This window comes from Trinickia camelliae (assembly GCF_053525655.1).
Window position 1 is genome coordinate 1 of record NZ_JBCHAA010000014.1, and the last position, 24,772, is coordinate 24,772.

Genomic DNA, 24,772 nt, shown 5'->3' on the forward strand with positions numbered 1-24,772 from the left:
CACCCGATAACGATCCCTACATCGTGCAGGGTGTGCGCGATGACGAATGGAACCGACTGTTTCCCAACGGAGTGGCACAAGGAATCAAGCAATGAGTCCCGCTTCACGATACCTGCGCCGATGCGTTACTGCGGGCCTGCTGTCGGCCATCGCGCTGTCGCTTTCAGCGTGCGCCGAATCTCCGCCACCCGCGATCACGCATGTCGTGGTGCAACCTCAGGTTGAACTCATGAGCGGCGGAAGCAAATCGCTGAACTACACCCCCTGGTACATCCATACGTGGGAGCTGGCTGGTCCGGCCGGCACGCACATTGGAGGCGGAGGTCCGAACGTTATGCCAGCGCACGACGATGGCAGTCCTTCTGGTGGTGCGAAGGAAACCTGCTGCACCAGCATTCCACAAAACTGGCAACCGGACCTGCGCTTGACGGTGCGCTGGCTAGTGGACAAGAAACAGGATGGCAAGACACCGGGCTATTGGTACAAGGCCGAGAACGTGCAGATCGCAAAGTACAACGGCTATCAGGTCGGCAGCATATGGGCCATCTTCCTGCCGGGCGATCGTGTCCGGTTGATGGTTGCCGACGGCAACAGCTCTGGGGGAAACGATCTCAACCACCGTCCACCCGATAACGATCCCTACATCGTGCAGGGTGTGCGCGATGACGAATGGAACCGGTTGTATCGCGACGGAGGGGATGCGCAATGAATCTCCCTTCACGATACCTGCGCCGATGCGTTACTGCGGGCCTGCTGTCGACCATCGCGCTGTCGCTTTCAGCGTGCGCCGAATCTCCGCCACCCGTGACCACGCATGTGGTGGTGCAACCTCAGGTTGAACTCATGAGCGGCGGAAGCAAGTCCCTGAACTACACCCCCTGGTACATCCATACGTGGGAACTGGCTGGTCCGGCCGACACGCACATTGGAGGCGGAGGCCCGAACGTTATGCCAGCGCACGACGATGGCAGTCCTTCTGGAGGTGCGAAGGAAACCTGCTGCACCAGCATTCCACACAACTGGCAGCCGGAGCTGCGCCTGACGGTGCGCTGGCTGGTATTCAAGGATGTCAAGAAGCTCGGCGCGAAGGCGCCGGGCGACTGGTACAAGGCCGAGAGCGTGCAGATTGCGAAGTACGACGGCCATCAGGTCGGCAGCATATGGGCCATCTTCCTGCCGGGCGACCGGGTCCGGTTGATGGTTGCCGACGGCAACAGCTCTGGGGGAAACGATCTCAACCACCGTCCACCCGATAACGATCCCTACATCGTGCAGGGTGTGCGCGATGACGAATGGAACCGGTTGTATCGCGACGGAGGGGATGCGCAATGAGTCTTGAATGGCCTGAACAGATGCCGGCAAGCGGCCGTGTGACGAAAAAGGAAAGCGATGAGGCCTGGGCGACCGGTATCTGCCGTGTGACCGACCCGAACATGTCATGCCCGCAGACGCTGCACATCACGCTGTTCTTCGACGGCACCAACAACAATGATGCCAAGGACAACAAGATCTGGCGGGATTCGAAGAAGAAGGCCCACACGAATGTCGCACGGCTTTTCAACGCCGCCGTGGATGACAAGGACAAGGGTATCTTCCCGTACTACATTCCCGGCGTCGGCACGCCGTTCCCGCAGATCGGCGAGACCACCTACAGTCCGTTGGGCAAGGCAATGGGTGCCGGCTTTAGCGCACGCTGCGTGTGGGGTTATACGTGTCTACTGAATGCGGTGTATTCCGCGATTGGCACGGACAAGACACGGGAACTCATTTCTTTTGATGATGCGCATCGGCTTTCCATCGCCGGTGCAGACGGCCACATGGCCGGTTTCAAGCCATATCTCGACCGGCTTGGCGGCGCAATGAAAGATGCCGTCGACGACAGCGCATGGCCCCGTACGGTCAAACAGATCTGGATCAACGTGATCGGCTTTTCGCGCGGCGCAGCCGGTGCCCGGGCGTTCGTCCACAAGCTCATCAACGAGTGGGCTCCCGGCGGTAGGCTCGGCCACAAGACCGGTAAATATGCACTGCCCTATACGGTCAACTTCATGGGTCTGTTCGATACGGTCGTATCGGTCGGCCCGCCCGATTCCGCGCGTGTGCTAGCAAATGATAAGGATATTGCAGGGCATTACGAGTTTGCCGGCGGCGGCGCAATGGCCATTCCCCCTCAGGTCAGGGCGTGCGTGCATGCGTTTTCGATTCACGAACAGCGCATGAGCTTTCCGCTCGATTCGATCCGCAAGGACGCCAGCTATGTGGGCGACATACGGCACGAAATCGGCTATCCCGGCGTGCATTCGGATGTGGGCGGCGGCTATGGGCCTGGCGAGCAGGGCAAGGGTTGTGACGACAAGGGGCAGGGCGCCGATTCACGCAAGCTCAGCCAGATCCCGTTACACGACATGTACATCGCCGCGCTGAAATACGGCGTGCCGCTCATGCGGGCCGAGGACATACAGAATACTCCTAGGGTGGCCGGAGATTTTGCGCTGGACCCTTCAACGGTGGCAGCCTTCAACGCGTGGCTCGGGACCACGGCGTCGGTCAGCCGCATCGAAGATGCCATCAAATTCGGCATGGGCCAGTTGCTCAGCTGGCGCACGCTGCGCGCGCAGATCGGCACTGCCGACTACGTCACCGAACGGCCGTTTTTCCGGCGTGCAAAGGAAGATCCGAAGAACCCCGAGCAGGTTGCGCTGGGTGTGGGCGACGCGGTGAAGACCGATTCCCAGATTCAGGACCTGAATGCACAGTTGAAACGGGCCGAGCGGCAGCAATGGGAGGCCACGGGCGGTCTTGGTCAGCCGTATGATCCTTCCGGGGTGAGTGCAGCCAAGAGCCAGATTTCAGCCATCAAGGACGCGATTCAGACACGCACGGAAAAACTGTGCGGCCAGGTTGCCCATCCGGATGCGAAACCTGGCCCCAACGACCCACCGAACGCAGCACGTCCGGGCGAAACGGCCTACGACATTGGCACGAACGACAAGACAGACCTGCGGCAGGGAGCCGAAGAGATGCGGCTGCTCCTCGGCCGCCTACACCCCGATCAACGGAATCGCTGGCAGGTCCGTGCGACCGCGCAGCCCCGACCTCCCGCCGTTCGGGCCTATGCGCGCCCGCCTGCGCCCCCGCAACTCTCGGTGCAGCATGACGGAATCCGTGATGATCCGCCGGGGAGTACTTCGCCACAGGTGAGGCTGGTCGACGGTGTCAAGCTGGACACCGTGCGTACCTTGGGGGTGCGAAGCTACAACGTAGCTGACGATGTGGTGCTCGAGCCGGTCGAGAAGGCGCTCCCGTTCCTTCGCCAGCACGCCTCGCTGGAGGCGGCGAGGCAGTTGCCCGATGCTGCCATCAGACTGTTCGACGATTACGTGCATGACAGCCGTTGCTGGTTCCGCGTGCCGTATTTCCATGAATACGCGCCGGGCGGCTACTTTTGGGCGCGCATCGTTTTTATCGGGGATAACACCCGCGCCAGCGTGCTCGGTTTCGATCCGCTTCTGGTGGCACTGAACGACGCCACCGAGGCCACGCAGGAAACGGAGTTGGCATGACTCGCGATGCCAGGACAAACATGCGTGAACGATCCAGGCAACCTGTGCTTGCCATGACGCCCATTTACCCGATGGTGCGGGAATGACGTCGAGTCCCACCCGGGCGCGCACCCGCCTCCTGGGCCTGATCGATGCTGCGGCAAGCCCAGGTCTCATTTACCCCTTGCTGGAGAAGTCCGGTGCTGACTTCTGCTCCGTCTTCTCCGGCCTGCCCGAGGAAGAACTGGGGCCGGCCTCGCTGTTTCTGGCTCCGATCACGGATACCGAGGCTGACTGGGTGGTTGAACTCGACAGGATCGATCGGCACTCACCCTGCCTGTCGCTGGTCTGGAGCCGCGTAGATGCGCAGACGCTGATTGCACATCTGCAGGCATTCCTGTTCGCCGACATCGGCGATGGCATGACAGCCATGGTGCGCTATTTCGACCCGCGCATCACGGACGCCGTGTTCAAGGTATGGGGCGAGCAGATCGGCGGCATGTTCATGGGACCGATCGAGCGATGGATGTACCGGGGCCGTCACGAGCACTGGCAACGCATCGAGAACGACTCGCTGACGGGTGCCCGCATCTGCCGCTCAATCAGGATTGAGCTGGAGCAGTCCGATGTCGATACGCTTTGCGCCCATACCGAACCCGATGAAATGCTGGCGTCACTGATGGAATCCGGCCTGGTCGATCCAGGTGGCTCCTATCTGGAACGGTTCAACGGGTTTTTGCCCCGCTACCAGCGGGCCGTGCAATGGGGGTTTTCTGAGCCCGCCGAACGACTCGCATTCTGTCAGCACAGTTACCTCTACGGTTCTGACTTCGACCACCATCGCCGCATCCACGATGCGCTGGCAGGCAGGGCAAAGGGCAAGTCTTTTGGTGCAGTGATGGACAACATTCCGCGCCATGTCTGGGACGAACTCAGGCACAAACGCGACGTGGAAACTAGCGCCGCCCGATAGAAAAAGCGTTTGATGAAGGAATGAACATGGCAATGCAGATTATCGTGGTCGGCGACCTGACCTCACATGGGGGACGGGTCATCTCCGGCTCGGAAACGCACACGATCGGCGGTAAGCGGATTGCGCGGCTGTTTGACCTGGTCGACTGCCCGCAGAAGTACCCAGACGGACGACAGCACGGGATTAACAAGATTATCGAAGCCCACCCGACGTTCACGATCGGCGGCGTACGTGTGGCGCTGCATGGTCACCATACCGAATGCGGCTGCACGCTGATTGGCAGCACAACCACAGGCGTTGGAGACTGAGCGCATGGCAAAGATTAGTGGCTTGTCTGGCATCGAGTCGCCCGCAGGCTCCCCGCACGTATCGATCGAGACACCGTCCACCCGCGATGTCAACGCCGCGGCCACCAACGCCGAGGCTGGCGTGCAGATACCACTCAAGGCGGCACCACCGGAACCCTTTGACGAGCGTCTGGCCGGGGTACTTGCGGCAAGGAACCCGCTACTGGAGGCGGCGCGGGTACTGCTGCGTGCGCAGGCCGACATGCCGGAAAAGCTCTCGTCCAAGCCGGCCATTGCATCGCTGCGCGATTTGCTCCAGCAGGAAATGCGTACTTTTCATAAGTTGTGCGAACAGTCCAACATCCGGCGAGACCACATGATCGGCGCTCGCTATTGCCTGTGCACGTCGCTTGACGAGGCTGCCATGCAAACCGAGTGGGGCAAGGGCGGTGACACTGGCGTCGAATGGCTCACGAGTGGTCTGGCGACGACCTTCCATGAGGACCGTCAGGGCGGCGACAAGGTTTATCTGTTGATCGGCCGGCTGCTGGAAGACCCGCGCGAACACTACGATCTGCTCGAAGTCATCTACCGCATTCTCAGTCTCGGCTTCGAAGGACGCTACCGGCACGAGGCCAATGGCAAACGCAAGCACGACGCGATCCGCCAGCGCCTCTACAACGAAATCACGGCGCAGCGTGGCGCGCCGCCGATGTCGCTCTCACCTCACTGGCAATCCGATGTGAAAGGCAAGCGTCTGTCTTTCTACGATTTCCCTGTGTGGATCACGGTGACCGTTTTATCGGTGATCCTGCTCGGTCTGTTCGGCTGGTTCAAATACGAACTGATGAGCCGCAGCACGGACGTCCAGAAGCAGATCGCCGACATCGGCCGTATGACGCCGCCACCCGCGCCGCCGCAATTGCATTTGAAACAGCTGCTCAAGAATGAGATTGCAGCCGGGACCGTGAGCGTCGACGAGGACGCGCGTCATAGCGCGGTCACCTTCCGCGGCGACGCGATGTTCCAACCCGGTGGCGCATCGGTTAAGGCGACGATGGGACCGCTGATCGCGAAGATCGCGGGCGAGATCGCGAGGGTGCCCGGCAAGGTGACCGTGCTCGGCTATACGGACAACGTGCCGATCCGCAGCCGCCAGTTCGCATCGAATCAGGCGTTGTCGGAAGAGCGGGCGACCCAAGTCGTGCAGATGCTGCAGTCGGCCGGCGTGCCGGCGCACCGTCTCGAGGCCGTCGGCAAGGGCGACGCCGATCCGGTCGGCGACAACCGCATCGCCCAGGGACGCGCGCAGAACCGGCGCGTCGAGATCGTCGTCGCGCAATGAGCCAGACCTGCTTCCGGAATAGAACATGAAGAAGTTCCTTTCGTTTCTCGCATCGCGCCAGTTTCTTGCGTTCGTCGCGCTGATCGTCGTCGCGCTGGTGATCTGGTTTGTCGGACCGTTCTTCGCGTTCGGCGGACTCAAGCCTCTTGCCGCGGTCGACATGCGTGTCCTGCTGATTGCCCTGCTGCTCGCCGGCGTGCTGCTCTGGCTCGCGGGCTGGTCGACGGGCATCGTATTCGTCGCGCTGCTGTGCCTGCTGATCTGGTATGCGGCGCCGCTTCTCTCCTTTGGTCATGCTGCGCCATTCGAACCCGTTTCGGCCCGGTTGGTTGCCATCGGTCTGGTGCTGACGATCTTCGTCATCTACTGCATGTTCCGCCTCTGGCAGAAGATGCGCGACGACGAACAGTTCCTGAAGAAGATGCTGCAGTTCGGCGGCCAGAAGGAAGAATCGCCCGCTGCGCCGCGGCTGCAAAAGGTCAACGCGATCGTCACGAGTGCGCTGGCGCGGCTGAAGTCGATGCGCACGGGCGCGCGTGGTCCCGGCAGGCTGTTTCAGGGCAAGCGCTACCTGTACGAGTTGCCCTGGTACATCACGCTCGGCTCGCAAGGCTCGGGCAAGACGAGTGCATTGCTTAACGGTGGCTTGTCGTTCCCCGTCGCGGAACAGATGCAGCGTGCGGCCGGGGCGCTGGAGGGCCATGCCGCCGCAGTGGACTGGTGGCTGACCAACGATGCGGTGCTGATCGACACGGCGGGCTATTACACGCGCCACGGCACTTCGACGGCGAGGGCGGACGAACAGCCGGCCCAGCAGCCGGATGAGCTCGCAACCAGCACGTCTGGCGCGCACGGAGCGGCTCAACCAGCGGCGGAAGGGGCCTCGGGCAGCGGTAAGGATGAAGCGTCGTCCGAATCCCGTACAGCCGCAGTCACGAAATCCAGCGTGAATGTCGTTCCGATCCGCGCCGACGGGGGCGACCGGCGACAGGAGCTGGATCGGGCGGAATGGCTGGGTTTTCTCGGCATGCTGCGCCGGCATCGGCCTCGCGCACCCATCAACGGCGCGCTGCTGTCGGTCGATCTTGCCACGCTCGCCAGGGCTGACGAACAGGCGCGGATCGCCGAGGCGGCCGTGCTACGCGCGCGACTCGCCGAACTGCGGCGCGAACTGGGTATCCGCTTCCCCGTCTACCTGCTCGTCACGAAGATGGACCGCCTGACGGGATTTGCGGAGTACTTCGGTGGGCTGACGGCCGAAAGCCGCGCACAGGCGTGGGGTTTCACCCTTCCGTACGGGAAGGAAACGGTCGCGAAGGAAGGGCTGCGGCCGCGCTGCCACGATGAGCTTCGCCAGCTTGCGGGACGAATTGCAGACACAGTCGATACACGCCTGCAGGATGAATACGATTCGCGCAAACGGCGGCGGCTCGCCGCGCTTCCCGAGGAATTTTCGGCGCTGGTCGGACCGCTGGTCGATCTGATCGACCGCGTGTTTCTCGATTCGCGGTACGACGACACCCAGCTGCATTCGACGCTGCGGGGTGTGTATTTCACCAGTGCGCAGCAACGCGATAGTGTGGTTGCCGCCGATCGGCGCACGGTGGTGCAGCGTCTTGTGTCGACGGCAGAGAGCCCGGCCGTCGACGCTGCGAAGCCCGAGGGTAAGCAGAGCTTCTTCCTCCACGATCTTCTGACGCGCGTGGTGTTTCCGGAAGCGCATCTCGTCAGCCCCAACCTGCGCTGGGAATACCGCTACCGGCTGCTGCGCCTGATCGGTCATGCGCTCGCCTTGCTGCTGTTCGTCTGGCTCGCGATTGGCCTGCGCGTGAGCTTCGGCAACAACAGCGACTATCTGGATGCGATCGGCCGCAAGGTGCAGGCGCTCGCAACGCGCGTCACCCAGCTCTACAAGGAGCCCAAGCCGGAAGCCGTGCCCGATACGCTGACCGAGGCGCGCTACCTGCCGACCTTCCCGAATCTCGACCTGTCCGATCCCGACAGCACATGGCGCTATGGTCTCTATGCGCCGCCGGACATCGCGACGGAGAGCGGCGACACCTACGATGCGCTGGAGGGAAACCTCCTGCTACCGCAGATCGTGCACCGGATGGAGGACGTGATCTCCGGGGCTGTCGCCAACAAGGATTCGAAGACGGCCTACGACGCGCTGCGGGTATACCTGATGCTCTACGACAAGGCGAAATTCAATGCCGCCGACGTCGAGGCGTGGGTGCTCGACGACTGGGCGAAAAACGATAGCGCGGCGATTTTCGGCGGACGGGCATCGATGATCGACCACGTCCGGCAGCTTTTCTCCGGCGAGCGCGTCGTGCAGTCGCCGCTTATCCGCAACGATGCGCTGATCCAGCAGGCCCGGGCGTTCCTCGACGGCAGCAACGCCACTGACCGTCTCTATCAGCGTGCGAAGGCCGCGATGCTGAAGGAAGCGCCGGACGAGTTCACGCTGCTGCGCGCGGTCGGTCCGCAGGCAGGGACGGTGTTCACGCGGGCGAGCGGGGAGCCCCTCTCGCGCGGCGTGCCGGGTCTCTTTACTTTCGACGGCTACCGGAACCTGTTCGACAAGCGGCTACCCGAGTTCGTGCAGATCGCACGCGACGACGACGCGTGGGTCATGGGGCGCTCATATCTTGGCGAGGCTCAAAAAAAAACTGCTGAGATCGTGAGTACGGCAACGAGCGTGGACGACGCACTGACCGACGCAGTCCGCCGCACGTACCTGATGGAGTACGCGCAGCAGTGGGACGCGTTTCTCAACGACATCCGGACCGTGAGCGGCACGAGCCTTGCGTTCGATCTCCAGGTGCTGCGCAGCTTCGCGGCGCCGGATTCGCCGCTCGCGCGTCTTGCTCGTGCCGCCGTGCACGAAACGACGCTCACGCAGCCAGTTGCCGGTTCGGATAGCTCGTTTCTGCAGAAAGCAGCCGACCAGCTCAACCAGAAGGCCGACAAGGCACTCGGCATCCGCGCGTCCGAGCGCGTCGAGCAGGAACTGGTCGACAACCATTTCGCCGCGCTGCGCGAGGTCGTGACCGGTAATGCCGACGCTCAGACCGGTCCACAAGCGGCCGCCGCGCAGGCCGGCAAGACCGGCCTCAATGGCGTCACCAACCTGCTGAACGATTACTACACCGCGCTGACTGTCGCCGATAACGCAATCTCGAACAACAGTATGCCGCCCGCGAGCGACACGGCGGCGAAGCTCAAGATGACCGCCGACACGATGCCGGCGCCATTCCGGGCGGTGCTGCTGCAGCTTGCGGTCGACGGTTCGCACGAAGTCAACCAGGGCATCGGCCAACTGCTGTCGCGCCAGATGCAGGCGGTGGTCGGCGACATGTGCCGGCTCGACATCGAGGGCAACTATCCGTTCTCGCCCGACAGTAGCCGCGACGTCAGCATCGACGACTTCACGCGCGTGTTCGCGCAGGGTGGTGTGATCGACGATTTCTTTACGAAGACGCTGGCGCCGTTCGTGGACACCTCCGCGAAGCCGTGGCGTTACCGAACGCTGCCCGGCGCGACAGAACCGGTGCAAGGGCCGGATCTGGAGCCGTTCGAACATGCGAAGGCGATCCGTGACGTCTTCTTCAGTGATCCGACCCACAAGCAACTGGCCTGGAAGGCCGACATCCGGATTCCAGAGCTTGATCCGTCGATCACGAGCCTATCGCTCGACATCGACGGTCAGAACTCGCTGTATCAGCACGGTCCGGTCGTGCCTTTCACGGTGTCGTGGCCGGGGCCGCGCGGCGGTGTTCACACGGAGATCACAGCCAGCCCCAGCATCCGCCCGGACACGTCGACGATCACGACCGATGGCCCGTGGGCGTTGATGCGCCTTCTCCAGAAGGGCCATATGGTCGAAACGGCTACGCCGGGCCGCACGCGTGTCGCATTGGATTTCGACGGTCGAAAGGCGGTACTCGATATTGCGAGCGCCGGGAGCGTCGCGAATCCGCTGACGAGCGACGTGCTGAAGACGTTCCGCTGCCCGACCTCGATGCCGATGTTCAATCTGTCCGATAGCGGTCCGCCGCCTGGATTGCCGCGCGGCACGTTGCCGTCGAGTCCGGGAAGCGTTTCCCGATGAACCGGGGGGAGCATGATGACTATTTCTACCGCCGATCTGCGCAATGACGCCGGTGTACTGGCGTCACCGCCCATCGCCGCGCGGCTCAAGGCGGCAGAGCAAGCGGTCAATCCGTTACTTGAAGCGGCGCGCGTCTTGCTATACGCGCTGGTTGATACACCCGAAGCGCTCGATGCCGATGCCGTTGTGCGACGACGCCGATGGCTGGAACACGAGCTCCGCCTGTTCACGCGCGTTTGCAGTGAACTAAGGCTTCGGCCTGAGCACGTCAGGAGTGCGAGCTATTGCCTGTGCGCCGCGCTCGATGAAGCCGCCATGCAGACGAGCTGGGGAAAGGGCGAGACGACCGGTGCCGAATGGCAGACGACCGGTCTGGCGATGGCGTTCGGCCACGATCGACAGGGCGGTGATCGCGTTTTCCATCTGATCGACGAGGCAATGCGCAGTCCGCGCGAGCATCTCGATCTGATTGAGTTGTTCCAGAACGTCCTCGATCTCGGCTTTCGGGGGCGATACCGCTTTGAGAACGGTGGTCAGAAGCGCCTGCTGGACATTCGCGAACGCGTACACGACGTGGCGGTAATGGGCGGGCTCAGCGGGGCCCGCGTCGACGAGCCTGGCCTGTGGTCGAGACAGACGTTGGATCGGTGGGCGCATCCCGCGCCAGCGCGTCGGTCGAGCCTGCGGATCATCAGCGGTCTTGCCGTTGCGCTGATGCTGGGGGCGGGGGGCTACGCCGCAGTGGACCATTGGGTTCGCGCGAAGCAACCAGCGGCCACATCGTCATATCTTGATTCGTTGGCGCAAGGACTGGAAGAGCGACTACGCGATGAGATCGTCGCTGGGAATGTTGAACTGAACCGGGATGCGATGAAGAACACGTTGACGCTCAGATTCAATGGGATGTATGCGTCCGGCGACGTGACGGTAGCCCCTTGGTGGGCTTCCGTGGTGGCTTCGGTCGGCCGGGAAATCGCAACGTCGCCGGTGAATGCGAATGTGCGAGTTGCCGGGTATGCAGACAGCATGGCAGCGAGTACGACACACCAGGGTTCGAATCAGGCGCTCTCGGAAGCGCGCGCCCGACAGGTTGCGCAAATTCTCGTTGCAGCTGGCGTGCCGATGCAACGCGTCGACGTGACCGGACAGAGCGATGCCGACCCTCTGGCCGACAACGGCACGAGCCAGGGACGGGCGAGAAATCGCCGTGTCGAAGTAATCGTATCGAATTGATGCACGGGACCGAATCACTTAGTGCCTGAAACGGAGCTGCATATGCAGGATGTGCAAGGTCGCGACATGGTTCATCCGCGCAGCCGCAAGGGTTGACAATTGCGCAGGCCGTGAAGGTGAGCATCCGCATCGCGACGGACAGGAATAACGGCGCAGAGTACGTGGCGTTTGCGACTACTGCGGTGGTTTGCGTCGCTGCTTTTTCTTTCGGCAGGAAATCCCGACTACAGCGTTACCGCGTCCATCGCTTCAACAGCGTTGACCCGCAGAGGAGTCAACTCTTGCAGTCGACCAGCCAAACCGCGCCATCCGATTGTTTCGCAGTCCACACGCAGAGTATTGATTTTCCCGTTGCCGTATTGATGGCTTCCGCAAGCGGGGCGATTTCGGTGGGCTCCGTGATCGCAGGGATGTGTCCTTTCTTGTGTCTCGGGATGACACCGCGCAGCGATAAGGGAATGCCGTCCTCCCTCAGGCTCTGGTGGATCGCGTAAGTGACGATGCCGCCCACGTATTGCCGCACCACGAATTCCGCTTTGCGGTAGGTCTCGTCGGCCCACTCCTTCCGTTTGAAGGCGAGCCAGTTCTCGGCGACGAGGTGGAACGCGCCCTCAGCAGCACGGTTGCGTGCGGCAGATTTGGCATCTGCGATGCTCGATCGGATCGGTACCCTCTCGAACCAGGCTGCTGGCGATCGCGGCAGACTTGCGCGCCTCGACGAGCGCGACCTCAGGGTAGGGCCCAAGGCTGAGAACGTTTTCCTTTCCGGTGCCCGGTCGGCGATAGCGAAGCAGCCACGTTTTGCTTCCGCCCGGCCAGACGCGCAGGGCGAGTCCGTTCCCATCGGTGATCAGGTATGGACGCTCGCGCGGTTTGGCGACACGAAACACCACTTCGGACTTCGGTTCAACGCGCGTGGGCATGGCTTGGCACCTCGACTCCGCGCATACGCAAAAATCTTCGATACCACAGGTATGTGGCAGTCGTCCGCGGAAACAAAAAACCCCGTAAGACTTTGATCTTACGGGGTTTCTCGGACTACTTCGGCTTGCGCCGGAACTGCTTGTGGTGCCCAGGAGAGGACTCGAACCTCCACGGAGTTACCCGCTAGTACCTGAAACTAGTGCGTCTACCAATTCCGCCACCTGGGCTTGCTTCAAGCTAGAGCGCTATTGTAACGAGATGGCGGATAGTGTCAATTGGAAAGTGAATCATTGACGAGGAGGGCGTCAGGCTCGCACAAAGTGCGTAGACACGTCGCTTTCTCGACTGGAAATGAAAAAGGCCAGCGAATGCTGGCCTTTTCGAATCTGGTGCCCAAGAGAGGACTCGAACCTCCACGGAGTTACCCGCTAGTACCTGAAACTAGTGCGTCTACCAATTCCGCCACCTGGGCAGGTGCGTGTGCTGCAAAGACCGTAATTATAGCGGGCCTCGAGAGGCTGTCAAGCATTTTGATTGGCTTCGATGGGCCGCCGCCGCACTGCCGCGCGGCGCTTGCTGCGGGGCTGGTCGGCCGCACGGCGGGTGATAGAATGGCCCGCACTGCCCGCCAGCCCGCTCAAGTCAACGACCAGCGACCCGCGATCCGACCGAGACGAGTACAAATCATCGACAAGCCCTTGAGCAAATATCCCTATCCGATCCCGAGCCGGGAAGAAATTCTCGGCGTGCTGCGCACCAGCGAATCGCCGCTAGCCGCAAACGACATCGCCGAAACGCTGTCGATCAAACGCCAGGAACGCGAAGGATTTTTCAAGCGTCTGGCTGCCATGGAACGCGATGGCCAGATCCGCCTCGACAAGCGCGGCTACTATCAGTTGACCCATCCCTCGAACTTTGTCGCAGGCCGCGTGCAGGGCCACCGCGACGGCTTCGGCTTCGTCATCCGCGATGACGGCCAGGACGACTTGTTCCTGCCCAACACCGAGATGCAGAAGGTCATGCACAACGACCGCGTGCTCGCGCGCATCGTCGGCTATGACCGGCGCGGGCGGCCGGAAGGGCACGTCGTCGAGGTCACCGATCGCGCGAACAAGCGCGTCATCGGCCGGCTCTTGAACGAGAACGGCGCGCTGATCGTCGCGCCCGAGGACAAGCGCATCGGTCACGACATCCTGATCACGCAGAACACGAAGAAGGCGAAGGTTGGGCAGGTCGTCGTCGTCGATCTGACCGATTTCCCGAGCCGCCATTCGCAGCCGCTCGGGCGCGTGGCCGAAGTGCTCGGCGACATCGACGACCCCGGCATGGAAATCGAAATCGCGGTGCGCAAGTACGGCGTGCCGCACGAGTTCAGCGATGCCGCGCTTCAGCAGGCGGCGAAGCTGCCCGACGAGGTGCGCCCGGTCGACATTCGTCATCGCGTCGATTTGCGCGACGTGCCGCTCGTCACGATCGACGGCGAAGACGCTCGCGATTTCGACGATGCCGTCTATTGCGAACCGATCAAGGTCGGCCGCGGCGATGGCTTCCGCCTGATCGTCGCGATCGCCGATGTCTCCTACTACGTACAGCCGGACAACGGTCTCGATGTCGACGCGCTCGAGCGCAGCACGTCGGTCTATTTCCCGCGCCGTGTGATTCCGATGCTGCCGGAGAAGCTGTCGAACGGGCTGTGCTCGCTCAATCCGCAGGTCGACCGTTGCGTGCTCGTGTGCGACATGGTCATCACCACGCGCGGCGAGATCAAGGCGTACCAGTTCTACCCGGGCGTGATGCATTCGGCGGCGCGTCTCACGTATACCGAAGTCGCGGCGGTGCTGGCGAACACGAAGGGTCCGGAGGCGGTGCGTCGCGCGGCGCTTCTGCCGCAATTGCAAAACCTTTACGGCGTCTACAAGTCGTTGTTCGCCGCGCGCCAGAAGCGCGGCGCGATCGACTTCGACACGACCGAGACCTACATCGTCTGCAACGCGCAGGGCAAGATCGAGCAGATCGTGCCGCGCCAGCGCAACGACGCGCACAAGCTGATCGAAGAATGCATGTTGGCCGCGAACGTCTGCGCAGCCGACTTCATGAAGCGCAACAAGCACCCGGGCCTCTACCGCGTGCACGCGGGGCCGACGGCGGAAAAGCTCGAAAACCTCCGCACGTTCCTCCGCGGCATGGGCTTGACGCTTGGTGGCGGCGACACGCCGCACGCGAGCGACTACGCCGCCTTGATGGCGCAGATTCGCGACCGGCCCGACGCGCAGATGCTGCAGACGATGCTGCTGCGCTCGATGCAACAGGCGGTCTACAGCCCGGACAACATCGGCCACTTCGGTCTCGCTTACGACGCCTACGCGCACTTCACGAGCCCGATCCGCCGCTACCCCGACCTGCTCACGCACCGCGCGATCTACGCGATCCTGTCGGGCCGCAAATACCAGCCGGCCACGCCGCACGGCGTCGCGCTCAACACGGCGATTTCCCCGCGCGCGCGTGCGATGCAGCAGGCCGACGACGAATCGCGCGGCCGCGCGCGTTCGAACACGGCGATCTGGGAAGAGCTCGGCCTCCATTGCTCGGCGAACGAGCGGCGCGCCGATGAAGCGTCGCGCGACGTCGAAGCGTGGCTCAAGTGCTACTTCATGCGCGACAAGCTCGGCGAAGAGTACGGCGGCATGGTGAGCGGCGTGACGTCGTTCGGCATCTTCGTGCAGCTCGATGCGCTCTTTATCGAGGGCCTCGTGCACGTGACCGAGCTCGGCTCGGACTACTTCCAGTACGACGAGGTCAAGAACGAATTGCGCGGCGAGCGCACCGGCATCCGCTACCGGCTGTCGGACCGCGTGCGCGTGCAGGTGAGCCGCGTCGATCTCGACGCGCGCAAGATCGACTTCCGCCTCGTGCGCGATACGCCGATCAAGGCGCCCGGCAGCCGTCCGGCGCTCGCCGACAAATCGATGCTCGATGGCGAAGCGGGGCCGCGCGTTCGCTCGCTGCCCGCAGTGGACGGCGCGCACCGCAAGAAGGCCGCGCCCGCGAAGTCGGTGGCCGTGAAGGAAGCGCGGGCTTCGCGCGGCGGAGCGCCGAAGAAACGCGCGGCGTCGAAATCGGCGTCGAAAACCCGCTCGCGCAAGAAGTATTGATGCAACGCGTGCCGCGCGCCGCTTGATGGCGCGCGGTACGCGGCGCCCCATCGCGCCGCATGGCGGGCCATCTGGTCTCGCTGTGCGGCGCCTTTCATTGTGTTACGCGCGATGGTCGTGCAGCCTGGCTCCGGCCCGTTCATCATCGTCGCGCTCGTTCAAGCAAAGGTTGTTTCAGTCATGGCACGTCACAAGGTTCTATACGGTTTTCACGCAGTGACCGCGCGTATGCGGCACGACGCGTCGACGGTCGAGGAGGTGTTTTACGACGCGACGCGGCGCGATCGCCGCATGCAGGACTTCCTGCAGACGGCCAAGGAGGCGGGCGTGCGGCTGATCGCAGCCGATGAGACGCGCCTGTGGGGTCTCGCGCGGACCGAGCGCCACCAGGGCGTCGTCGCGCTCGCGGGCGACGTGCCGCTCGCGCAGAACCTCGCTGAACTGCTCGACGGTATCAACGGCCCGGCGCTCCTGCTGGTGCTCGATGGCGTCACCGATCCGCACAACCTGGGCGCTTGCCTGCGGGTTGCCGATGCGGCGGGCGCGCACGCAGTGATCGCGCCGCGCGACCGTTCGGCGGGCTTGAACGCGACGGCCGCGAAGGTGGCAAGCGGCGCGGCCGACACGGTGCCGTACATCACCGTCACGAATCTGGCGCGCGCGCTGCGCGAATTGAAGGACGCGGGCGTGTGGGTGGTCGGGACGGCAGGCGAGGCGACCGCGAGCCTCTACGAGACCAAGCTCGACGGCCCGGTGGCGCTCGTGATGGGTGCGGAAGGCGAGGGCATGCGCCGTCTCACGCGCGATACTTGCGACGAGGTCATGCATATTCCGATGGCGGGGACGGTGGAAAGCCTCAACGTATCGGTGGCGAGCGGGGTGTGTTTGTTCGAAGCGGTGAGACAGCGCGGCGCGGTCAAGGCCGGCGCCAAGGCGTAGTCATTTCCGTCGTCCCGACTCCGGTAAACTTCCGCTTTTCTGCAAGCCTCTCTTCCTCAAGCCATGACTCAAGACGAACTCAAGCAACTGGTCGGCCAGGCCGCCGCTGACTACGTGAACGCCCATGTCCCCGAAGGCGCCATCATCGGCGTCGGCACGGGATCGACGGCGAACTGCTTCATCGACGCGCTCTCCGCCGTCAAGGGCCGCTACCGCGGCGCGGTGTCGAGCTCGGTCGCGACGACCGCGCGTCTCGAGAAGCACGGCATCAAGGTGTTCGATCTGAACGACATCGAATCGCTGCCGGTGTACGTCGACGGCGCCGACGAAATCGATCATGGCGGCGCGATGATCAAAGGCGGCGGCGGGGCGCTCACGCGCGAGAAGATCGTGGCGTCGGTGTCGGATGTGTTCGTCTGCATCGCGGACGCGACGAAGCGCGTCGACGTGCTGGGCAACTTCCCGCTGCCGATCGAAGTGGTGCCGATGGCGCGCACGGCGATCGGCCGGCGCGTGACGGCAGCGGGCGGTGTGCCGGTGCTGCGCGTGAAGCAGGACGGCTCGCCCTACGTCACCGACAACGGCAACGAGATCATCGACGTCAAAGGCTTGCAAATCGCCGATCCGTGCGCGTTCGAAGCGGTCGTGAACGCGTGGCCCGGCGTGGTGACGGTGGGCCTCTTCGCCGCCCGCGGCGCGGACCTCTGCCTGCTCGGCACCGAAACGGGTGTCGAAACGATCGACTACGCGAAGCGCTGAGCCCGAGGACACAACACTATGCAAGCCGAACTGCGCCACGCGCTCGACACCGCGTATGAAGGGATGAAGCGCAGCGATCCTTCACCCACGGCGTTTGCGAGCAACTACGCGCTTTGCCTCGGCATCATCATCGGCGGTCAGGCGTGCGACGGCATGAGCGATGAAGAAGCCGCGAGCGAGCGCGCTCACCTTGCGATGCTCGCCGCGCTCTACGAGATCGGCGAGCGCGTGCGCAGCGATATCAGCGAGCAATAAGCAGCAAGCCAACGAAGCGTGCGCCCGTGAGCGCGCGCTTCGTGAAGATCAGCTCACCGTATCCGTTTGATGCAGGGCCGGCAGCAGCCGGTCGAATTCGCGCTTCACGAGGCCATAACATTCGCACGCGCGGGTTTCGAGGCCCTTGCGGTCGAGCACCTTGATGTGGCCGCGGCTGTGATGAATCAAGCCAAGATCATGCAGCTTGCCAGCCGCTTCCGTAATGCCTTCGCGGCGCACGCCGAGCATGTCGGCGATGAGCTGCTGCGTCACGGCCAGCTCGTTGGTGGCGGCGCGATCGACCTCGATCAGGAGCCAGCGGCAAAGCTGCTTGGACAGCGAGTGATGGCGGTTGCATGCCGCGGTTTGCGCGACTTGCGTGAGCAGCGCCTGCATGTAAAGCAGCATCAGACGGCGCAGGAAGTCCGAGCGCGCGAATTCCTGCCGCAAGCGTTGCGCGCTCATCCGGTAGGCGAAGCCCGCGCATTGCACTTGCACGCGGCTCGGCATCGTTTCTCCCCCCGTCAGCACCTGGACGCCGGTCATGCCTTCGCGTCCCACGGCTGCGAGCTCGACGGAGCCCCCGTCTTCCATCATCGCCAGGATCGAGATGATGGCGGTCGTCGGAAAGTAGACGTGGTGAATCTTGTGGCCGCAGTCGCACAGCAATTGCTCGGTGCGAAGGTGAACCAGTTCGAGATGGGGCGTCAAAGCCTGCCACTCGTTCGATGGCAACGCCCCAAGCAAATGGTTGCCATGCAGGTCGGATTGTAGGGTCAACATATTCGGTCCTCGGTGGAAGCTGTGCTGTACACGCCTCGTGTTTCTGGTCCGTTCGCGGCATCTGTCAATCATCAGACTTGCAAGCATTTCGACAGGATTGCCGCGCTTTCTTGTGGCCTCGCGCTCTCTCGCGGTGGCGACCGTCTGTGCGGTTGCGCTCTGTGCGCCATCCTTCAGCGAGGATCGTGCCAAGCCCCCGAAAGGCCCGTTCAGATGGGACGTTGCTGTTGTTGCGACGCGGCTCGGGCACCAGTCGGTCCGTTTTTGTTTCAAATCTGCAAAATGCGGCGGTGCGCTGGCGCGCGCGGCGGGGTGGTCGTGTTTGAATGCGCCGCGTCCAGATAGGACGGGGCTTTAGGCGGTACGCGCCAAGCATCCGGCCAGCGACGCCAGCCCGACGATTCGGCCGCGTCGGCGGCGGATGGCGACCCGGGCCGGTATGCCGAAATTGATTCAGATGTGTTGCATCGAGGGTGGACTTTGCTGCACTGCACCGTATGGTCTGCGCAATTGCAATGCCTGACGGGACAAGGGCGCGCGCCGAAATGGTTGCAAATTCGAACGATGAATAGAAGCAGCCGCAACTCTGAAACAGAGGACACCGACGAGTCCGAAAATGTCACGGGCGTTGTAAGAAGTTAAGCGTGCCGCGAATGAATCATTGTTGAGACATGGCCAATGTCTGCGTAATACAGTTGTTATGGTCATATCAGTGCCTCAATCCTATGAGCGATAGCGAGCAGTGTCGTGGCCGCGCCAACATTCGTAAGGCCTCGTGCCGGTTTGGGCCGAACATCGTGGGCGTCGCCGCCGTACAAAAGCGCCTGGCGTGAATTGATAAGCACTGGCAATTAATCAGCTAAAGCCCGATTGCGTAAGATAGCCCTGGATTCGTAGGCTGAAATCGGTAAATTGGGTGCGATTGCGCACGGTGAGCACGGGTTTCGGGACGTACCGTGCAACCATGAAAATTCGTCTTACTTTCCTGGTGGACGCCGGCGATGAACTGGGCAACGCTGACATTCGAGCAACTGAGCGCGCGCGAACTGTATTTGATCTTGCGCGCACGCAGTGCCGTTTTCGTGGTCGAGGCGTCGCGCGTGCATCTCGATGCGGACGGCTATGACGAGGCGGCGTTGCATGTTTTCGCGCACGAAGACATGACCCGTCCGATGCCGATTCTCGCCTATGCGCGCATTCGCCCGGGCGAGCTCGAACATCAGGAAGTGTGGATCGACAAGATTCTGACGTGCCCGTCGCTTCGCGGTGACCGAGCCGCCTACGCGCTGATCGATCACGTGATGCGCGTGGTCGATGCACGTTGGCCGCGGCACACGGTGAGGGCGTTCGCGCCGGCGGCGCAGCGGCCGCTCTATGAAAGATTCGGGTTTCGCAGGACGCTGGAGACGGGCGCCGACTGCGGCAGGTCAGTCGCCGCGTTCGTACGCGGCGGGCCGTGCGGCTTCGTGGAGCCGATCGAGGTGCGCGACCGCCGCGCGGAGTATTACACGGCAGGGCCATTCGGAATGCGCTGAATCTCGCTGTCGAGAAAGCTGGCGCTATATAGAGAAAGCAGTAACGGGGGTAATAAGGGGTACGCGTTCGACGCACCGTCCTCATTGGCTTGAGCGGTGCGCCGATGAGCCGCGATGTGTGCGGTCGCGTACGTTTGGGCGTCGCTCATTTTCTACAATGTCCTATGGTACTCACCGGTTTAGAGGTACGGGCCGCCACGGCTTTTTGCAGTGCAACCACGTTCGGCTGCGCTTTTGTCAGACGGAAAAACCCTGACAGGTTTTTCCCATCTGGCATATTCAATTTGGCCGCCGCACCGTATCGGATCGACAACAGGGCACGCGAGGGCGCGAAATGAATCGGGCGTCGGACGGCGCATCGGGGGGTGTCATGGAGCAGGGCAAGGACCGCTCATTGGTCAGCAAGGTGATGGACGGGCTCGTCACGGGCATTGTCGAAGAAAAATACGGGGCGATTCTTCCGCCGCAGGACGTGCTGTCGAAGGAATTCGACGTGAGCCGCACGGTGATGCGCGAGGCGCTGTCGATGCTGCTCGCGCGGCACATGCTGGACGTGCGGCCAAAAGTCGGCACCCGTATCCGCTCGATGCGCGACTGGCGCATGATCGATGAGGATGTCGTGAACTGGCGCTTTCGCGCGAAGCCCGATCCGGTCTTCATGCGCGACGTGATCGAGTTCCGCATGCTGATCGAGCCGCGCGCGGCGGCGCAGGCGGCGGCGCGCGCGAGCGTGTCGGAAGTGGCCGGCATCCGCGAGGCGTTCGACGTGTTCAAGACGATTGCGCCCGGCGAACCCGGTTATGAAGCGGCTGACGAATTGCTGCACACGCGCATCGTGCATGCGAGCGGCAACCAGTTCTTCCAGCAGATGGCGGCGATCATTCGCGGCGCGCTGACCACGGTGAACCCGATGGTCAACCAGAAGCCGGGCGTCTGGGAGATCTCCGTGCGCACGCATGCGCGCATGGTCGAGGCGATCGAGCGGCGCGATCCGAAAGAGGCCGAAGCGGCGGCGCTGGCGTTGATCGACTTCACCGCGGACGAAATCGGCCGCGAGTTCTCGATCGAGATGCCCGGCCGCAAGTAAGCCGCGCGTGCCTGTCTGGCGCCTGCCGACGCAGGGCGCCACCCGAGCGTGTCCTGCGGTCGGGTTTTTCGTCTTCCCTCGGTTTCACTCGCCGCTTGCGCAAACGTTTGCGCGTTGTTGATTGCGCATGGATTGCCTGCCATTGGCCGATGGCGTTTCCCGCTCTTCCGAAAGTTCGCCCCAGCAAGCCACGCCGTCCGCGCGTGCCGATGGCGAGCCGCTTATCATTACGGCCATTCCCACGCTTCTCATGCTTCTCACGCGCCGGCGCTTGCGCCGCGCGACTCTTGAAACCGACCTCGACCACCCCGTTCTTCGATGAATCACGACACAACTAGCAGTGAAACCGTCCGCTGGGGCGTTTTAGGCGCGGGCAATATCGCGCGCCGCTTCGGGCTTGGGCTCGCGCACGTGCCGAATGCGCAGATGACGCATGTCTGGTCGCGCCGCGCGTCGACGACCGACGCCTACGCGCAGCAATTTAACGCCAGCGCCTGCCCGAGCCTCGATGCGCTGCTCGCGAGCGACGTCGATGCGATCTACATCGCCACGCTGCACGACAGCCATGCCGACTATGCGCTTGCCGCGCTCGCCGCAGGCAAGCATGTGCTGTGCGAAAAGCCGGCGACGATCAACGCGCGGCAGCTCGAACGCGTGCTCGCCGCGGCGCGCGACGCGAAGCGCCTGTTCATGGAAGCGATGAAGCCGCCGTTCTATCCGCTCTACCGCAAGCTGCGCGAGCACTTGGCGAGCGACCCGGTCGGCGAGATCGGCCTCGTGCGCGCCGGTTGCGCGATGGCGAACGTGCCCGCGGACCATCCCGCGTTTTCGTTCGAACACACGGGCGGCGCGCTGCTCGATATCGGCATCTACGAGGCGTTTCTTGCCATCGACTGGCTCGGCGCGCCGCTCGATGTGCAGACGATCGGCCGCCTGGGCTCGACGGGCGTCGATACGTTCGCGAGCCTCAATTGCCGGCACGAACGCGGCATCGCCCAGCTTTTTTGCGGACTGGACCTGCAAGGCAAGGGCGATGCGCTGTTGGCCGGGACGCTCGGCTGCGTGACGATCCACGAGAACTGGTGGAACCCGGTGCGCGCGACGGTTCGCTACATCGACGGCCGCGTCGTCGAACTCGAGGCGCCGTTCGAAGGCGGCGGTCTCAACTATGAGACGGCGCACTTTTGCGACCTGATCCGCGCGGGTGCGCTCGAGAGCCCGGTGATGACGCACGCGAAGTCGCTGCAGATGATCTCGATGATGGACTCGGCGCGCGCGACGCTCGGGCTCAAATACGCTGGAGAGTAAGGACGCATCGGCACGCCCAGTCGTCGCTGCTGGCGCGATAGGCCCGGTGCTATGATGGCCGCCTCATATGCTGCGTCCAGGGCTCGATGGGTTACTGGGTCTTGAGCGTGGCAAGCTTTCGAATGACTTCCAATGGAGCCGCAGCAATGCGCATGGTGGGCAAACTCTGGCGCGACAACAAGAGCCTGATCGCGTTTATCTTTTTGATGGTGTTGTTTCGCAGCGCGATCGCCGATTGGAACGTCGTGCCGAGCGGCTCGATGCTGCCGACGATACGCGAGGGCGACCGCATCCTCGTCGACAAGATGGCCTACGATCTGCGCGTGCCGTTTACGCACGTGGCGCTGGCCCATCTCGGCGATCCGCAGCGCGGCGATATCGTGACGATCGATTCGTCGGCCGCGCATGAGCTGCTCGTGAAGCGCGTGATCGGCGTGCCGGGAGATCGCATCGCGCTGCGTGAGAACGTGCTTTACGTGAACGGCGTGCGCGCCAACTACCAGCCGCTCGCGTCGGCGCCGATGGCCGATGAGCCGGCCGCGCCCGCCGACTATCTGACGGAGCGTTTCGACGGCGTCGCGCACGTCGTTCGTCTTTCGGAGATCGCTCCGAGCCCGCGCAGCACGTTCGGCCCCGTGGTTGTGCCGCCCGGCGAGTACCTGATGCTCGGCGACAATCGCGACGACAGTGCCGATTCGCGCTACTTCGGCTTCTTCCCGCGCAGCGAAGTGATGGGACGCACGCGCCGCGTCGCGTACTCGCTCGATCCGGATCGCGATTACCTGCCGCGTATGAATCGCTTCGGTAGGCTCCTCGATACGCCGGCGCCGCTGGCGGCGCGCTGAGAGTCTGATCGTCTGAAATTCAATGCCGCGACGGCAACGCAAGCCGTCGCTCATACCAGCGCTGGCCCCACTCGAGCACCTGGCACAGCACCCAATAAACAGCCGCCGCCGCGAGATAAAGCGGCAACGGCTGATAGGTCGTCGCGATGATTTCCTGCGCGCTGCGCAGCAGTTCGGTCACGGTGATGACTGACACCAGTGACGTGTCCTTGATCAAGCTGATCAGACTGTTCGACAGGCTCGGCACCGCGATACGCAAGGCTTGCGGGCCGATCACGAAGCGCAGCGTCTGACGACGCGACAAGCCCAGGCTATAAGCCGCGAGCCACTGTCCGCGATGGATGCCGTTGATCGCGCCGCGCATGCTCTCCGACAGATAAGCGGCGACGTTCGCCGAGAGCGCGAGGACGCCCGCCGGCGTCGGATCGAGCGAGATCCCGAGGCTCGGCAAGCCGTAGTAAATGACGAAGATCTGCACGAGCAGCGGCGTGCCGCGCATCAGGCTCACGTAGAGGCGCGCGATCCAATTGAGCGGCTTGCTGTGGCTGATGCCCATCAGCGCCAGCACAACAGCTGCGACGAGCCCGAAGACCATCGACAGCACCGCGAACTTGACGGTCAGGACGGCACCCTGCGCGAGCACCGGCATCGATTGGACGAGCAGGGAAGTGGTGGACATGTTTTACGAATTTCTAACGCGCTGAAGAGACGAAGGAAACGAATCGAGCGCACATCATAAACCGACGAAGAAAAAGCGAAGGGCGGCATCGAGAAGATGCCGCCCTTCGTTGTCTCTAGCCCAAGTGGGCCATTAAAGATTTTCGGCTTACTTCGTGATCGGCTTCGTCACGTCGATGCCGAACCACTTGTCGGAGATCTTCGAGAACGTGCCGTCCGCTTCGAGCTGGGTCATCGCGTCGTCGATCGCCTTCGCGAACTTCGGATTGCCCTTCTTGAACGGAATCGCCGACGGGTTGCCCGCGCCGACCGTCGCGCCCGTGCGCAGCGGCAGCTGCGAGTTCTTGAGCAGATACGCGAGCATCAGGCGGTCGTTGAGCGCGGCGTCGATGCGGCCGGCCGCGAGGTCGCGCAGATATTCGGGCGCGCCCGGATAAGTCACGACATCGATGCCCGCCACCGACTTCGCCATGTCCATGTAGTTCGTACCGAGACCGACGCCGAGCTTATGGCCCTTCAGGTCTTCGAGCGAACCGAACTGACGCGTGTCGTCCTTGCGCTGAATCAGCTGCGCGGCCGAGTACGTGTAGGCGGGGGAGAAGTCGAGCGTCTGCTTGCGCGCGTCGGTGACGCCCACTTGATTCACGATCACGTCGAACTTGCCGGCTTGGAGACCCGCGATGATGCCGCTCCATTCGGTCGTGACGAACTCGGGCTTCACGCCGAGCTTCGCGGCGACGGCCTTGGCGATGTCCACGTCGTAGCCGACCAGCTCACCGTTTGCCGCCTTCGAATTGAACGGCGGGAACGTGCCTTCGAGACCGATGCGCAGCGTGCCGCGCTGCTTGACCTGATCGAGCAGGTCATCCGCGTGCGCGGTGACGGCGGTGAAGGCGGCGCCGATCACGCCGGCGACGAAGAGCTTTTTCAGCAGACCGAGTTTCATCGTGTTCCTTTCCTTGCCCGCTTCGGGCGTTGTTGTGGGCGCAATGATAGCGAAAGAGCAATCGCTC

At 63.1% G+C, this 24,772-nt stretch carries 21 protein-coding genes and 2 tRNA genes; 16 read left to right on the forward strand and 7 right to left on the reverse strand.

Translation table 11 applies throughout. The features are described from left to right. The first annotated feature begins 91 nt into the window (after positions 1-91). From AAHK20_RS21985 to icmH, 8 genes are all read left to right on the forward strand, one after another. The gene (locus tag AAHK20_RS21985) at positions 92-709 is read left to right on the forward strand and encodes a DUF3304 domain-containing protein (protein ID WP_449183623.1); all 618 of its coding nucleotides are present in this window, start codon (positions 92-94) and stop codon (positions 707-709) included. Next, positions 706-1,332, forward strand: a complete 627-nt coding sequence (locus AAHK20_RS21990) for a DUF3304 domain-containing protein (RefSeq protein ID WP_449183624.1) — start codon at positions 706-708, stop codon at positions 1,330-1,332. The genes AAHK20_RS21985 and AAHK20_RS21990 overlap by 4 nt, the downstream gene beginning before the upstream one ends. Further along, a complete protein-coding gene (locus AAHK20_RS21995) occupies positions 1,329-3,563 on the forward strand; it encodes a T6SS phospholipase effector Tle1-like catalytic domain-containing protein (protein WP_449183625.1) in 2,235 nt (744 codons plus the stop codon). The genes AAHK20_RS21990 and AAHK20_RS21995 overlap by 4 nt, the downstream gene beginning before the upstream one ends. 82 nt (positions 3,564-3,645) lie before the next feature. Further along, positions 3,646-4,515, forward strand: coding sequence for a DUF4123 domain-containing protein (locus AAHK20_RS22000; RefSeq protein ID WP_449183626.1), 870 nt, complete (start codon positions 3,646-3,648; stop codon positions 4,513-4,515). Between the two features lie 26 nt (positions 4,516-4,541). Continuing rightward, positions 4,542-4,823: a PAAR domain-containing protein gene (locus tag AAHK20_RS22005; RefSeq protein ID WP_449183627.1), complete on the forward strand. Its 282-nt coding sequence runs from the start codon at positions 4,542-4,544 to the stop codon at positions 4,821-4,823. 4 nt (positions 4,824-4,827) lie between these two features. Continuing rightward, positions 4,828-6,147, forward strand: coding sequence for a type VI secretion system protein TssL, long form (gene tssL, locus AAHK20_RS22010; protein WP_449183628.1), 1,320 nt, complete (start codon positions 4,828-4,830; stop codon positions 6,145-6,147). Positions 6,148-6,172: 25 nt separating this feature from the next. After that, positions 6,173-10,261, forward strand: a complete 4,089-nt coding sequence (tssM, locus tag AAHK20_RS22015) for a type VI secretion system membrane subunit TssM (RefSeq protein ID WP_449183629.1) — start codon at positions 6,173-6,175, stop codon at positions 10,259-10,261. Positions 10,262-10,276: 15 nt separating this feature from the next. After that, entirely contained in the window at positions 10,277-11,494 is a 1,218-nt protein-coding gene (icmH, locus tag AAHK20_RS22020) for a type IVB secretion system protein IcmH/DotU (RefSeq protein ID WP_449183630.1), read from the forward strand. Between the two features lie 274 nt (positions 11,495-11,768). On the opposite strand, the gene AAHK20_RS22025 is transcribed toward icmH, so the two are convergent. From AAHK20_RS22025 to AAHK20_RS22040, 4 genes are all read right to left on the reverse strand, one after another. Further along, positions 11,769-12,017, reverse strand: coding sequence for a hypothetical protein (locus tag AAHK20_RS22025; RefSeq protein ID WP_449183631.1), 249 nt, complete (start codon positions 12,015-12,017; stop codon positions 11,769-11,771). A gap of 88 nt (positions 12,018-12,105) precedes the next feature. Continuing rightward, positions 12,106-12,417 (reverse strand): Arm DNA-binding domain-containing protein, encoded by a 312-nt coding sequence (locus AAHK20_RS22030; protein ID WP_449183632.1) that lies wholly within the window; start codon positions 12,415-12,417, stop codon positions 12,106-12,108. Between the two features lie 143 nt (positions 12,418-12,560). Next, positions 12,561-12,645 (reverse strand) — tRNA-Leu (locus AAHK20_RS22035). Between the two features lie 160 nt (positions 12,646-12,805). Further along, a tRNA-Leu gene (locus AAHK20_RS22040) sits at positions 12,806-12,890 on the reverse strand. Positions 12,891-13,029: 139 nt separating this feature from the next. Here AAHK20_RS22040 and rnr point away from each other — a divergent pair. The 4 genes from rnr to AAHK20_RS22060 all read left to right on the forward strand — a co-directional run bounded on the left by rnr (position 13,030) and on the right by AAHK20_RS22060 (position 17,523). After that, positions 13,030-15,570 (forward strand): ribonuclease R, encoded by a 2,541-nt coding sequence (rnr, locus tag AAHK20_RS22045; RefSeq protein WP_449183633.1) that lies wholly within the window; start codon positions 13,030-13,032, stop codon positions 15,568-15,570. Between the two features lie 180 nt (positions 15,571-15,750). Further along, positions 15,751-16,509: a 23S rRNA (guanosine(2251)-2'-O)-methyltransferase RlmB gene (rlmB, locus tag AAHK20_RS22050; protein ID WP_449183634.1), complete on the forward strand. Its 759-nt coding sequence runs from the start codon at positions 15,751-15,753 to the stop codon at positions 16,507-16,509. A gap of 63 nt (positions 16,510-16,572) precedes the next feature. Continuing rightward, positions 16,573-17,268 carry a ribose-5-phosphate isomerase RpiA gene (gene rpiA / locus AAHK20_RS22055; RefSeq protein WP_449183635.1) on the forward strand — a complete coding sequence of 232 codons (696 nt, stop codon included), beginning with the start codon at positions 16,573-16,575 and terminating at the stop codon, positions 17,266-17,268. A gap of 18 nt (positions 17,269-17,286) precedes the next feature. Next, positions 17,287-17,523, forward strand: coding sequence for a hypothetical protein (locus AAHK20_RS22060; protein ID WP_449183636.1), 237 nt, complete (start codon positions 17,287-17,289; stop codon positions 17,521-17,523). A gap of 48 nt (positions 17,524-17,571) precedes the next feature. On the opposite strand, the gene AAHK20_RS22065 is transcribed toward AAHK20_RS22060, so the two are convergent. Continuing rightward, on the reverse strand, positions 17,572-18,306 hold the full coding sequence (locus tag AAHK20_RS22065) for a Crp/Fnr family transcriptional regulator (RefSeq protein ID WP_449183637.1): 735 nt from the start codon (positions 18,304-18,306) through the stop codon (positions 17,572-17,574). 1,001 nt (positions 18,307-19,307) lie between these two features. On the opposite strand from AAHK20_RS22065, the gene AAHK20_RS22070 reads away from it, so the two are divergent. The 4 genes from AAHK20_RS22070 to lepB all read left to right on the forward strand — a co-directional run bounded on the left by AAHK20_RS22070 (position 19,308) and on the right by lepB (position 23,081). Next, positions 19,308-19,841: a GNAT family N-acetyltransferase gene (locus AAHK20_RS22070; RefSeq protein WP_449183638.1), complete on the forward strand. Its 534-nt coding sequence runs from the start codon at positions 19,308-19,310 to the stop codon at positions 19,839-19,841. 370 nt (positions 19,842-20,211) lie between these two features. Then, positions 20,212-20,928, forward strand: coding sequence for a FadR/GntR family transcriptional regulator (locus tag AAHK20_RS22075; RefSeq protein WP_449183825.1), 717 nt, complete (start codon positions 20,212-20,214; stop codon positions 20,926-20,928). A 318-nt stretch (positions 20,929-21,246) separates the two neighbouring features. Further along, entirely contained in the window at positions 21,247-22,236 is a 990-nt protein-coding gene (locus tag AAHK20_RS22080; RefSeq protein ID WP_449183639.1) for a Gfo/Idh/MocA family protein, read from the forward strand. Positions 22,237-22,382: 146 nt separating this feature from the next. Beyond that, a complete protein-coding gene (gene lepB / locus AAHK20_RS22085; protein ID WP_449183826.1) occupies positions 22,383-23,081 on the forward strand; it encodes a signal peptidase I in 699 nt (232 codons plus the stop codon). A gap of 19 nt (positions 23,082-23,100) precedes the next feature. Here the strand turns inward: lepB and AAHK20_RS22090 are convergent, their stop codons facing one another. Both AAHK20_RS22090 and AAHK20_RS22095 read right to left on the reverse strand, forming a co-directional pair. Next, positions 23,101-23,760: an amino acid ABC transporter permease gene (locus tag AAHK20_RS22090; RefSeq protein WP_449183640.1), complete on the reverse strand. Its 660-nt coding sequence runs from the start codon at positions 23,758-23,760 to the stop codon at positions 23,101-23,103. A gap of 147 nt (positions 23,761-23,907) precedes the next feature. Further along, on the reverse strand, positions 23,908-24,705 hold the full coding sequence (locus AAHK20_RS22095; protein WP_449183641.1) for a transporter substrate-binding domain-containing protein: 798 nt from the start codon (positions 24,703-24,705) through the stop codon (positions 23,908-23,910). Between the last annotated feature and the right edge of the window lie 67 nt (positions 24,706-24,772).